At 72.2% G+C, this 12,394-nt stretch carries 8 protein-coding genes and 1 pseudogene; 8 read left to right on the top strand and 1 reads right to left on the bottom strand.

From position 1 onward, the window contains the following. Nucleotides 1-174 precede the first annotated feature (174 nt). The 3 genes from ACIBJF_RS36965 to ACIBJF_RS36955 all read left to right on the top strand — a co-directional run bounded on the left by ACIBJF_RS36965 (nucleotide 175) and on the right by ACIBJF_RS36955 (nucleotide 4,700). A complete protein-coding gene (locus ACIBJF_RS36965) occupies nucleotides 175-1,833 on the top strand; it encodes an IS1182 family transposase (protein WP_399180538.1) in 1,659 nt (552 codons plus the stop codon). Nucleotides 1,834-1,933: 100 nt separating this feature from the next. Further along, a complete protein-coding gene (locus ACIBJF_RS36960) occupies nucleotides 1,934-3,226 on the top strand; it encodes an SWF or SNF family helicase (protein ID WP_399180536.1) in 1,293 nt (430 codons plus the stop codon). Nucleotides 3,227-3,359: 133 nt separating this feature from the next. Beyond that, nucleotides 3,360-4,700, top strand: coding sequence for an esterase-like activity of phytase family protein (locus ACIBJF_RS36955; RefSeq protein WP_399180534.1), 1,341 nt, complete (start codon nucleotides 3,360-3,362; stop codon nucleotides 4,698-4,700). Between the two features lie 81 nt (nucleotides 4,701-4,781). On the opposite strand, the gene xylA is transcribed toward ACIBJF_RS36955, so the two are convergent. Next, nucleotides 4,782-5,948, bottom strand: coding sequence for a xylose isomerase (xylA, locus tag ACIBJF_RS36950; protein WP_356305697.1), 1,167 nt, complete (start codon nucleotides 5,946-5,948; stop codon nucleotides 4,782-4,784). A gap of 152 nt (nucleotides 5,949-6,100) precedes the next feature. On the opposite strand from xylA, the gene xylB reads away from it, so the two are divergent. From xylB to ACIBJF_RS36925, 5 genes and pseudogenes are all read left to right on the top strand, one after another. Further along, nucleotides 6,101-7,555 carry a xylulokinase gene (xylB, locus tag ACIBJF_RS36945; protein ID WP_399180531.1) on the top strand — a complete coding sequence of 485 codons (1,455 nt, stop codon included), beginning with the start codon at nucleotides 6,101-6,103 and terminating at the stop codon, nucleotides 7,553-7,555. A 34-nt stretch (nucleotides 7,556-7,589) separates the two neighbouring features. Continuing rightward, nucleotides 7,590-8,798, top strand: coding sequence for an ROK family protein (locus ACIBJF_RS36940; protein WP_399180529.1), 1,209 nt, complete (start codon nucleotides 7,590-7,592; stop codon nucleotides 8,796-8,798). A gap of 272 nt (nucleotides 8,799-9,070) precedes the next feature. Continuing rightward, nucleotides 9,071-10,555, top strand: a complete 1,485-nt coding sequence (locus ACIBJF_RS36935; RefSeq protein ID WP_399180527.1) for an APC family permease — start codon at nucleotides 9,071-9,073, stop codon at nucleotides 10,553-10,555. 88 nt (nucleotides 10,556-10,643) lie between these two features. Next, nucleotides 10,644-11,657 (top strand): acetamidase/formamidase family protein, encoded by a 1,014-nt coding sequence (locus ACIBJF_RS36930; RefSeq protein ID WP_399180525.1) that lies wholly within the window; start codon nucleotides 10,644-10,646, stop codon nucleotides 11,655-11,657. Between the two features lie 140 nt (nucleotides 11,658-11,797). Then, a pseudogene (locus tag ACIBJF_RS36925) lies at nucleotides 11,798-12,275 on the top strand (N-acetylmuramoyl-L-alanine amidase); the annotation flags it as partial. Nucleotides 12,276-12,394: the final 119 nt, after the last annotated feature.

Genomic DNA, 12,394 nt, shown 5'->3' with positions numbered 1-12,394 from the left:
CGGATCGCCCTGACGGCGATCCGGCTATCCCTGCCCTGCTCCGCAGGAGTCCGATTCCTCCCCGGCCTGAAGGACTTTGTTGGCGGATTCGGTGACTGCCCTTGGGGATCATGTTTGGTCGGGCAGTCTGGTGGGGGTTCGGTCCCTCTCGCGGGGAGGCAAGGGAGGGCTGCGATGTCGCTGCACCCTGTGTCCGCCCCACCCGTTCCGGAGGCCACCGCGCGGGTGGCGCGGGCAGCGTTCCGCAAGGGATGCCTGGCCATGCGGATCCGGGACGAGCTCGGTCCGCTGTTCGAGGACGAGCAGTTCGCTTCGGCGTTCCCGCGCCGGGGTGGCCCGGCCTGGTCGCCGGGGCAGTTGGCGATGGTCAGCGTGCTGCAGTTCGCGGAGGGGCTGACGGACCGGCAGGCCGCGGATGCGGTGCGCGGGCGGATCGACATCAAGTACGCGCTCGGCCTGGAGCTGGACGATCCAGGGTTCGACTTCTCCGTGCTCAGCGAGTTCCGGGACCGGCTGATCACGCACGGTCTGGAGGAGCTGGTCCTTGACCGGCTGCTGGAACGGGTGGGCGAGCTGGGGCTGGTGCGGGCGGGCGGCCGCCAGCGCACCGACTCCACGCACGTGCTGGCCCAGGTGCGGACGCTGAACAGGATGGAGTTCGTCGGCGAGACTCTGCGCGCTGCGCTGGAGGCGCTGGCCGTCGCGGCGCCCGGCTGGCTGCGGCAGGTCGCCGCGCCCCAGTGGTTCGAACGCTACGGCAAGCGCATCGACTCCTTCCGCTTCCCCAAGGGCGCCGACGCCCGGCAGCGGTGGGCGCTGGCCGTGGGAGAGGACGGATTCGCGCTGCTTGAGGCCCTCTACGCGCCCGATGCACCGGTCTGGCTGCGCGATGTTGAGGCAGTACAGGTACTGCGCACCGCATGGGTCCAGCAGTACCACCGCGACGAGAAGGGGGTGCGCTGGCGGGAGGGCAAGGACCTCCCGCCGGGCAGGCTGAGGCTGTCCAGCCCCTACGACACCGACACCCGCTACAGCGTCAAGCGCGGCGCGGGCTGGGACGGCTACAAGGTCCACTTCACCGAGACCTGCGAGCCGGACGCCCCGCACCTGATCACGAACGTGGTCACCACCGACGCCACCGTCCCCGACGCGGAGATCACCGAGCCCGTCCACCACGCTCTGGCCGCACGCGGCCTGCTGCCGGGGATCCATCTGGTCGACTCCGGCTACACCTCCGCCGCCCTGCTGGTGGCTGCCACCGGGCAGGACATCGAGCTGATGGGGCCGGTCTTCGCCGACACCACCGCCCAGGGCAGGGCCGGCGACGGCCTCGGGCAGGACGCCTTCACCATCGACTGGCCGGCCCGAGCGGTCACCTGCCCCCGCGGCCAGCGCAGCATCAGCTGGTCCGCACAACGCAAACCCACCGGCACCGAGATCATCCGGGTCCACTTCGCCAAGACCGACTGCGACGCCTGCCCGGTCCGCGCCAAGTGCACCAGCGCCACCAACCCCAAGTACGGCCGCAGCCTGACCCTGCTCACCCAACCCCAGCAGCAAGCTCTTGACCAGCGCCGACGTGAACAGCAGACCGATGAGTGGAGGGCCGCCTACGGCACCCGCGCCGGAGTCGAAGGCACCATCTCCCAGGCCGTCCGGGTGACGCGGACACGCACTACGCCCTACCGCGGGCTGCACAAGACCCACCTCGGTCACGTCCTGACCGCCGCCGGACTCAACCTTCACCGCCTCGACGGCTGGTGGACCGACACCCCCATCGGCACCACCCGTATCAGCCGATTCGCCCGCCTCGGACTGGAACTGGCCGCCTGAACACCGAATCCGCCAACAAAGTCCTGAAGGCCGGGGCATCCTCGGAGGAACCCGGTGACGCGGAACTGGCCGCCCTGGTGGAACTGCGCGGGGAGGCACGATGAGTCGCTACGACGACGAGCAGGGGCAAGAGGACGAGGCGGGGCGCACGTTCGCCGCGCTGCCGCCCGCACGCGCGTGTGAGTTCGCCCAGAGCTGGTGGGGCCGCGCATGGCTGCGGGCCCTGGAGGACGCCGCCCTGGACACGTCGGCGGTCAAGGCGGGCCGCAGGCTCGCCCGGGCGGGCGCAGCGGGCGCGGTGACCGTGCGGCCGGGCCGGGTCACCGCCGTCGTACGCGACCGCGGAGGCGCGGCCCACCGGGCCGACGTCCTGGTGCCGGAGCTGTCGGAGGAGGAGTGGGGGCGGTTCCTGGACCTGGCCGTGGAGCAGGCCGGGCACATGGCCGCGCTCCTCGACGGCGAGCTGCCGCCGCACCTGATCGAGGACGCCGCGTCCGGCGGGATCGAGCTTCTGCCGGGCCTGGGCGATCTGGAGCCCGAGTGCGACTGCGGGACATGGGACCACTGCGGGCACACCGCCGCGCTGTGTCACCAGGTGGCGCGCCTGCTGGACGAGGATCCGTTTCTGCTTCTGCTGCTGCGCGGACGCGCGAAGCAGGCGTTCCTGACGGACCTGCATGTGCGCCGTACGGCGCCCCGCTCGGGACCCTCCACGTCCGCCGTCGGCGGCGTGGACGCGGCGGAGGCGTGGGCGGCCGGGGACATCCTGCCTCCACTGCCCGAGCTGCCGGGTCTTCCGCTGACGCCGGGCACGCCGCCGTCCCTCGCCGCCGGGACGGCACCGGCGCCCGGTATCGACCCGTTGGCGCTGGAGCACCTCGCGGGCCGCACCGCGGTGGAGGCGTACCGGCTCCTTACGGAGGCCCTCCACTCGGATCCTTGGGACAGCACTGCTCTGACGCCCGTCCAGGACGCGGTGCGACTCGCGTGCGGAGCGCCCTCCGGCGCCGTCACCGAGCGGCTCGCGCTGCGGTCGGGCCGTGGCCGCGAGGAGCTGGCCACGGCCGTCCGCGCCTGGCGCGCCGGGGGTGTGGCGGCGCTGACGGTGCTCGACGAGAAGTGGCAGGTGGAAGGCGTGTCGCTCGCACGCGCGCGTGCGGCGCTCGAAGCGGCCTGGGAGGAGGATGAGCGGCCGCCGTTCCACACAAGCGGCAATCGGTGGACGGTTCCAAGCGAAGGGGTTCAGCTGCGCCTCGGCCGCGACGGCCACTGGTGGCCGTATCGCGACGAAGCCGGCCGGTGGATTCCTGCGGGCGGACCGGATCGTGATCCGGCGACGGCACTCGCGACGGCACGGCTCGGCACCGACTCCGAGGGGAGCAACGGTTTCTGACGGCTGGTCATATCCGAAACCACCGCGATCCGATGAACGGCCGATGCCGGCTGTTCACGCCGTGGTCGTACGGCGTTCCTGATGGGGCCCAAATCTGGCCGCTGTCAACGAACTTGTCCTTTCAGGAGGCCCGATGTCCCCGCACGACGCAGGCCGGCGCCGCGTCCACCGTTCCGTCGCCACGGGCCTGCCCCTGGCCCTGGCGGCCGCCCTCGTGGCCGCGGGAACGGCCACGGCGGCGCCGTACCGGGACGCCCGCGTCATCCGCACGGCGACGCTCGGCGAGATCCCGCTCGGCACGTTCAGCAACGCACTGCTCCCCGGCAGCGTCGACGACGACCACGGGGTGAAGCTCGGCGGCATCGGCAGTGACATCTACCCGGCGGGCCGCAAGGGCGAGTACTGGACGGTGACCGACCGCGGCCCCAACGGACAGATCAAGGTGGACGGCAAGAAGCGCCGCACCTTCCCCGTGCCGGGATTCGACCCCGCCATCGTGAAGATCCGGGTCTGCGGAGACACGGTCCAGGTCATCGACGCGATCCCCCTCACCACCTCCTCCGGGAAGGCCGTCACCGGACTGCCCGACCAGCAGAGCCGCGACGAGGCGCCGTACACCTACGACGCGAAGACGCCGCTCTCGTACGACCCGAACGGCCTCGACACCGAGGGCATCGTGCGCGCCGCCGACGGTACGTTCTGGCTCGTCGACGAGTACGGCCCCTCGCTGGTCCACGTCTCGGCGCACGGGAAGGTGCTCACCCGGTACGTGCCCAAGGGGCTCGGCCTGACGGGCGCGGACTACCCGGTGGTCGAGGCGCTGCCGTCGATCTTCCTGCACCGCAAGATCAACCGGGGTTTCGAGGGGCTGGCGCAGCTTCCCGACGGCGACCTGGTGATGGCCCTGCAGAGCCCGCTGTCGCTGCCGGACGCGGACGCCGGGGATGCCTCCCTCACCACCCGGCTGCTGCGTTTCTCGCCGCGCGAGAAGGCCGTCACCGCCGAGTACGCCTACCGGTTCGACCCGGTGAACGTGGTCGACCCGAGCGAGGACGACACGTCCGAACTGAAGATCTCCTCGGTGGTGGCCGTGGGCGGCGACCGGCTGCTGGTCGAGGAGCACACGGACAAGGCGGCCCGGCTGCAACTGGTCCAGCTGGGGCGCAGGTCGAGCATCCTGGGCGGCCCCTGGGACGACGACACGACCTCGCCCTCCCTGGAGCAGCTGGACGATCCCGCGACCGCCGGCGTGCCGGTGCTGGCCAAGCGGCTCGTGGTCGACCTGAACAAGGTCGACGGCGTGCAGCACAAGATCGAGGGCATCGCGCGCGTGGATCACGACACGCTCGCCTTGATCAACGACAACGACTTCGGGATGACCGACGGCGCGGGCGCGTTCGACGCACAGGGCCGGCTGGTCGACAGCGGGATCAAGACGACCGTCGTGTACGTCCGGCTGCCCGAGGGACTGTGACGTTCCTGAACCGGACAGTCCGGAAAGTGGACTGACGGAGGGCCGGGATCGCGCGTGCCGCGCTCCCGGCCCTCCGTGCGTTCAGCCCCGCGCGCCCAGCAGGTGGTCCATGGCGAGCTGGTCGAGACGCTCGAACGCCATGCCACGCGCGGCCGCGGCCTCGACGTCGAACTCCTCGAAGGCCGAACCGTCCGCGAGCAGCGCCTGCAGGCCGTCCGCCGCGGTCGGCTGGGCCAGCTGGTCGAGGCGCGAGGCACGCAGCGCCTCCTGGACCTCCGGGTCGGCGCGGAAGGCCGCGGCGCGCTCCTTGAGGATGAGGTAGTTGCGCATGCAGCCGGCCGCCGAGGCCCACACGCCGTCGAGGTCCTCGGTCCGCGGCGGCTTGAAGTCGAAGTGGCGCGGGCCGTCGTAGCCGGCGGTCTCCAGCAGGTCGACCAGCCAGAACGCCGCCCGCAGGTCACCGGCGCCGAACCGCAGGTCCTGGTCGTACTTGATGCCGGACTGGCCGTTGAGGTCGATGTGGAACAGCTTGCCCGCCCACAGGGCCTGGGCGATGCCGTGCGGGAAGTTCAGGCCGGCCATCTGCTCGTGGCCCACCTCGGGGTTGACGCCGTACAGCTCGGGGCGCTCCAGGCGCTCGATGAAGGCCAGCGCGTGGCCGACGGTGGGCAGCAGGATGTCGCCGCGCGGCTCGTTCGGCTTGGGCTCGATGGCGAAGCGGAGGTCGTAGCCCTGGGTGGTGACGTACTCACCGAGCAGGTCGAAGGCCTCCTTCATGCGGTCCAGGGCGGCGCGTACGTCCTTGGCGGCGCCGGACTCCGCTCCCTCGCGGCCGCCCCAGGCGACGTACGTCTTCGCGCCCAGTTCGACGGCAAGGTCGATGTTGCGGATGGTCTTGCGCAGCGCGTAGCGGCGCACGTCGCGGTCGTTGGCGGTGAACGCGCCGTCCTTGAAGACCGGATGGGTGAACAGGTTGGTGGTGGCCATCGGCACGGTCATGCCGGTGGCGTCCAGTGCCTGGCGGAACCGCTTGATGTGCGACTCGCGCTCGGTCTCCGACGACCCGAACGGGATCAGGTCGTCGTCGTGGAAGGTCACTCCGTGGGCGCCGAGCTCGGCCAGGCGCTGCACCGTCTCGACCGGGTCGAGGGCGCGGCGGGTGGCGTCGCCGAACGGGTCCCTTCCCTGCCAGCCGACGGTCCACAGGCCGAAGGTGAACCTGTCCTCGGGGGTGGGCTGGTAGCTCATGCCGCGGCTCCTTGCTGCGTTGCGACTATTTCGTCATGGCGGTTTACAAATTAGTATGCGCTCACGTCTCTGGGAAGAGACAAGATGTCTTTGTCCCGCAGAGTCACGGAACGTCACGCAAATCGCGGAACGTCGCGGAAAGGGAGAGCCCGATGTCAGCAGCCGAGGGTCCGCTCGTCGTCGGCGTGGACACATCCACCCAGTCCACGAAGGCACTGGTCGTCGACGCGGCCACCGGCCGGGTGGTGGCGAGCGGCCAGGCGCCGCACACGGTGTCCACCGGCGCGGGCCGTGAGAGCGACCCGCGTCAGTGGTGGGACGCGCTGTGCGAGGCGCTCGGCCAGTGCGGTGACGCGGCCCACGAGGCGGCCGCGGTGTCGATCGGCGGCCAGCAGCACGGACTGGTCACCCTGGACGAGCGGGGCGAGCCGGTGCGTCCGGCGCTGCTGTGGAACGACGTCCGCTCGGCACCGCAGGCCCGCCGGCTGGTGGAGGAACTGGGCGGGCCCAAGGCCTGGGCGGAGCGCACGGGCAGCGTGCCCGGCGCATCCTTCACGGTCACGAAGTGGGCATGGCTGGCCGAGCACGAGCCGGAGTCGGTCCGTGCGACCAAGGCGGTACGGCTCCCCCACGACTACCTCACCGAGCGCCTGACCGGGCAGGGCACCACCGACCGCGGCGACGCGTCCGGCACCGGCTGGTGGGCGTCCGGCACGGAGACGTACGACGCGGAGACCCTGGCGCACGTCGGTCTCGACCCGGCGCTGCTGCCCCGGGTGGTGCGGCCGGGAGAGGTGGCCGGCACCGTGCGCGACAGCCACGACCTGCCGTTCTCCAAGGGCACGCTGGTCGCCCCCGGCACCGGCGACAACGCGGCGGCGGCGCTCGGTCTCGGCCTGCGGCCCGGCACACCGGTGCTCAGCCTCGGCACCTCCGGCACGGTGTACGCCGTCTCCAGGCACCGCCCGGCCGATCCGACCGGCACGGTGGCGGGGTTCGCCGACGCGCACGGGGACTGGCTGCCGCTGGCCTGCACCCTGAACTGCACGCTCGCCGTGGACCGCGTCGCGGCGCTGGTGGGTCTGGACCGCGAGGCGGTGGAGTCCGGCGGCGCCGTGACCCTGCTGCCGTATCTGGACGGCGAGCGCACCCCGAACCTGCCGAACGCCTCCGGGCTGCTGCACGGCCTGCGCCACGACACGACCGCGGGGCAGCTGCTGCAGGCCGCGTACGACGGCGCCGTGCATACGCTGCTGGGCGCGCTCGACCTGGTCCTGGACGAGGACGCGGACCGCAGCACCCCGCTGCTGCTGATCGGCGGCGGGGCCCGGGGGACGGCCTGGCAGCAGACGGTACGGCGGCTGTCCGGGCGGCCGGTCCAGGTCCCCAAGGCCCGGGAACTGGTCGCTCTCGGAGCCGCGGCTCAGGCCGCGGGCCTGCTCACCGGCGAGGACCCGGCCGCGGTGGCCCGCCGCTGGAACACGGCCGCGGGACCGGTGCTGGACGCCGTGGAACGGGACCAGGAGACGCTGGAGCGGATCACCGGGGTACTCTCCGACGCGGCCCCGCTGCTGGAGCGGGGCACGCAGACCACGCCGCGCGCATGAGCCGGACCGCAGACACCGAGGACTGACTTCAGGCATGACCGCACCCCTGCACGAGGCCCGTCCGCCGGGCGCCGGCCGCGTCCTGCCGGACACCCAGCAGGGCATGCGCCGGCGCAACCTGGCCCGCGTGCTGCACGCCGTCAGCGCGGAAGGGTCGCTGTCGCGGGCGGCGGTCGCCTCGCGCATCGGGCTGACGCGGGCGGCCGTGTCGACGCTGGTGGACGAGCTGATCCGGTGGGGTCTGCTGGAGGAACTGGGCCCGGAGCGGCCGGGCCGGGTGGGCCGGCCCGGGTCCGCGCTCGCGGTGAGCGGCCGCGGTCCGGCCGGGATCGGGGCGGAGATCGGCGTCGATCACCTCGCGGTGTGCGCGGTCGATCTGCGCGGCGTGGTCCGGGCGCGGGCGGTACGGCACGGAGCGAACCGGGGCCGGGCGCCCGGACCGGTGGTCGAGGAACTGACCGAGCTGGTCCGCCGGGTCGTCGCGGAGACGGAGCGGGAGGAGCTGTGGCCCGCCGGGCTCGCGGTCGCCGTGCCCGGACTCGTGGCGCGGGACGGCCGTACCGTCGTACGCGCCCCGAACCTCGACTGGCAGGACACCGACCTCGGCGCACTGCTGCCCGGCGACTGGCGGCTGACCGTGGACAACGAGGCCAACTTCGGCGCGCTCGCCGAGCTGTGGCTCGGTGACGGCACCCCGCGGGACTTCCTGCACGTGTCGGCCGAGATCGGCATCGGCGCCGCGGTCGTCGTGGACGGCGGACTGCTGCGCGGCACCCGCGGCTTCGCGGGCGAGCTCGGTCACGTACCGGTGCGGCCGGACGGACCCCCCTGCCCGTGCGGCAGCCGGGGCTGCCTGGAGCAGTACGCGGGGGAGGAAGCGGTGCTGCGCGCGGCGGGTCTGGAGCCGGGCGAGGACCTGGTGGGCCTGCTCGCGGGGCGCGCCGAGCAAGGTGACGAGGACGTACGCGCAGCCCTGCGGGACGCCGGTACGGCGCTCGGCATCGCCCTCACCGGGGCGGTGAACCTCCTCGACCCCGAGACAGTGATCCTGGGCGGCGCCCTGGCCGGCCTCTCACCCTGGCTGCTGCCGTCCCTGGAGACGGAGCTGACGAGCCGCACGGCGGGCCCGCCCTGCCCGCTCACGGTGTCCCGGCTGGGCCCGCAGGGTCCCCTGCTGGGCGCGGCGCACTCGGTCGTCCGGGCTGTGCTGGACGATCCGGCGGTGGTGGCGGAACGTTCCTGACACCCCGGATCGAGGCGTCAGGGGCTCCCGCGCCGCCCGGAACCGGGGTGTCGGGGCTGCCGGTGTTCACCTGATCGGGTGGCCGGGTTTTCCACAAGTGGAGGCTTCTCCACGGATGCGGTCTGCGGTCTTCTGCCCAACCCGCCCGCGCCGTACCGTGATTCACGCGAGGCACGGCCGACGGGTCGTCAACGTCGTCGGCGTGCCGACCGGTTCACGGTATTTCACACGCGTTCGGGTGGCAGTGGGCTGACGGCATCGAGGGGACACACATGCATGAGGAGAGAACCGGGACGCTGCGGCGCGACGCCGTCGGGCTGCGCGAGGTGCTGTTCCAGAGCGTCACGGCGATGGCGCCGGCGGCCGCCGTGGCCGCGTCGATCCCGGCCGGTGCCGCCTTCGCGGGCGGCAGCCTGCCGCTGGCGGTGCTGATCGCCCTGGTGGCCTGTCTGTTCACCGCGTCGTGCGTGGCCGAGCTGGCCCGGGAGCTGCCGGCCGCGGGCTCGGTGGCCACGTATGCGGCGCGGGGGCTGCACCCCACCGTCGGGTTCCTCGTCGGCTGGGGCTACGTCTTCGTGGAGATGCTCGTCCCACCGCTGCTGCTCCTGCAGCTGGGCTTCACGGCGGCGGGCACGCTGCACGAGGAGTGGTCCTCGTATCCGGCGGACCTGTGGTGGCCGTGGTCCCTGGCGGGCGCCGGCATCATCGCGGTCGCCGGTTACCTGGGCGTGCGCGCCTCGGCCCGCTTCGGCACCGTCCTCGGCGTCTTCGAGATCCTGATCTTCCTGGTGTTCGCGGTCCTGCTCATCGGCAAGGCGGGCGACGCCAACACCCTGTCGGTGTTCGGCACTTCGCACACCGCCGACGGATACGCCGGGATCAGTGGTGTGTTCGCCGGGTCGGTGTACACGGTGCTGGCCTTCGCGGGATTCGAGGCCGCGGCGCCGCTCGCCGAGGAGACACGCGACCCCCGGCGGACCATGCATCGCGCGGTCCTCGGAGCGGCCCTGGGCATCGGCCTGTTCTATGTGATCACGACGTATGCGATGACCGTCTACTTCGGCCCGGACCGCTTCGCGAAGTTCGGCGCCTCGGGCGCGGCCTCCTGGGACGGCGTCGCCCGGGCCTCCTTCGGCCTCTTCTGGGTGCTGGTCTTCCTCGCAGTGATCAACTCCACGATCGCCAACGCCAACGCGTGTGCCAACGTCTCGACCCGTACGGCCTTCGCCCTGGCCCGTATCCGGGTCCTGCCCCGCCTGCTCGCCACACTCCACCCGCGCCACCGCTCCCCCGTCGCCGGGATCGCACTGCAGACCCTCGTGGCGGTCGGGGCGGTCCTGGGACTCGGTTTCGGCTACGACCCCGTGACCGCGTTCCTGCTCCTCGCGACGGTGATCGTGACGGTCGTCGTCGGCGTCTACATCGTCGTGAACCTCGCCTGCACCGGGTACTTCCTGCGGGCCGGCCGGGCCGCCGTCAAGCCGGTACGGCATCTGCTGTTCCCGGTCCTCGGCATCGCGGCCTTCATCCCCGCCCTGCTGACGGCCGCCGGCCTGCCGGTCTTCGACTTCGTCACCGAACTGACGGCCCCGGTGTCCTACGCCGGTCCGATCGTCGGCGTCTGGATGGCGGCCGGTGTCGCGGTCCTGCTCCTGCTGATGCGGCGGCACCCCGAGCGCATAGCCGAGACCGCTCGGGTCCACCTCGACGCTTCCGAGCCGGCCGGTCCCCGGCAGGACGGGGCCGTGCCCCGCTGACCCGCCGACGCCGTGCGGAGAGCCACTCCGCCGACCTCGGCAAGCCCCCTTCCCACGACCGCTCCCGTCAGAAGGGACCATCGCGACGATGACCGACCCCCGGATCCTCACCGTGCGCCCGGAACCGGACGCCTACGCCTGGACGTTCGGCGGCGCACCACCCGTGGCCCGGATCGCGCCCGGCACGGTGCTCGATCTGTACACGGAGGACTGCTTCGGCGGCCGGGTGCGCTCCGAGAAGGACCTCGTCTCCGAGGTCTGCGAGTTCCCGTTCCTGAATCCGCAGACCGGCCCCTTCCACATCGAGGGCGCCGAACCGGGCGACACCGTGGCCGTGCACTTCGTGTCGATCGAACCGGCCCGCGACTGGGCGGCGTCGACGACGGTCCCGCTCTTCGGCGCACTCACCTCCACGCACACCACGGCCACCCTGCAGCCCCCGCTGCCGGAGCGCGTCTGGATCTGGCAGCTGGACCGCGCTCGGCGCACCGCCCTCTTCAAGGCGCAGGACAGCGACATCGAGGTGGAGCTGCCCATGGATCCCATGCACGGCACGGTGGGCGTGGCCCCCGCCAATCTCGAGGTGCGCTCGGCCCTGGTACCGGACGCGCACGGCGGGAACATGGACACACCCGAGATGCGGGCCGGCGTCACCTGCTACCTGGGCGTCAACGTCGAGGGCGCTCTGCTCAGCCTCGGTGACGGGCACGCCCGGCAGGGCGAGGGCGAGACCTGCGGCGTAGCCGTGGAGTGCGCGATGAACACCGTGGTGGTCGTGGACCTCCTCAAAGACATCGCCACGCCGTGGCCCCGGCTGGAGTCGGACACCCACATCATCTCGACCGGCTCGGCCCGTCCGCTGGAGGACGCGTTCCGGATATCGCAGCTGGACCTGGTGCAGTGGCTGGCGCGCGACTACGGGTTCAGTGAGCCGGACGCGTACCAATTCGCAACCCAGACCGTCGAATCGCCGTTGGCCAACGTGTGCGACACGAACTACACGTGCGTGGCCAAGCTCCGCAAGGAGTGGCTGCCGGCACGCGAGACATACCGGGGTGTGCACGCACGGCTGCGGGAAACCGCGCGGGCCCTGCGGGGCTGACAGCGGCCACATCCCCGTAGACGGGCCCCGGCCCGTGACGCCCCACCCACACCTCCACAATTCCTGACACCCGCCACGCCCTCACAACTCCTGCCCCCCACACCCTCGAAAGACACCCGCCAATGGACATGGACATCGACATGGACCCGGCCGAACCCGCACGGCGAAGAGAGCCGGTGCGGCCGCCGAGCCAGGGCAAGCCGCGCCTGAGCAGACGACGGCTGCTGAAGGGTGCGGCGCTCGCCGCCGTGCCCTACGCGCTGCTCCCCTACACGCGCCGCCGCGCAGTCCGAGAGCGTCGACTACCCGCCCGCCGAGTGGCAGCCGGCGAGTTCCTCCAACTACACCGCGTCCGACCGCCCTGGCGGCTACCTCATCGACCGCGTGATCATCCACGTCACGCAGGAGACGTACGCCAACACGCTGGCGATCTTCGCCAACCCGGAGAAGAAAGTGTCCGCGCACTATCTGGTCCGCTCGGCGGACGGGCACATCGCGCAGTGCGTGCGCGAGGCCGACATCGCCTGGCACGCGGGCAACTGGGACTACAACACCCGCAGCATCGGCATCGAGCACGAAGGATGGGTGGACCAGCCGTCCTACTTCACCGGGTTCCTCCGAGGATGCCCCGGCCGTCAGGCCGGGGAGGAATCGGGCTCCTGCGGAGCAGGGCAGGGGTAGCGGGATCGCGGTCAGGGCGATCCGGCGTCCGCCCCGCACGGCGGTGATGCCGCCCA

Source organism: Streptomyces sp. NPDC050743 (genome assembly GCF_044456925.1).
Classification (GTDB): domain Bacteria; phylum Actinomycetota; class Actinomycetes; order Streptomycetales; family Streptomycetaceae; genus Streptomyces.
The sequence above is the reverse complement of the archived record's forward strand: the minus strand, read 5'-3'. Positions and strand labels throughout refer to the sequence as shown.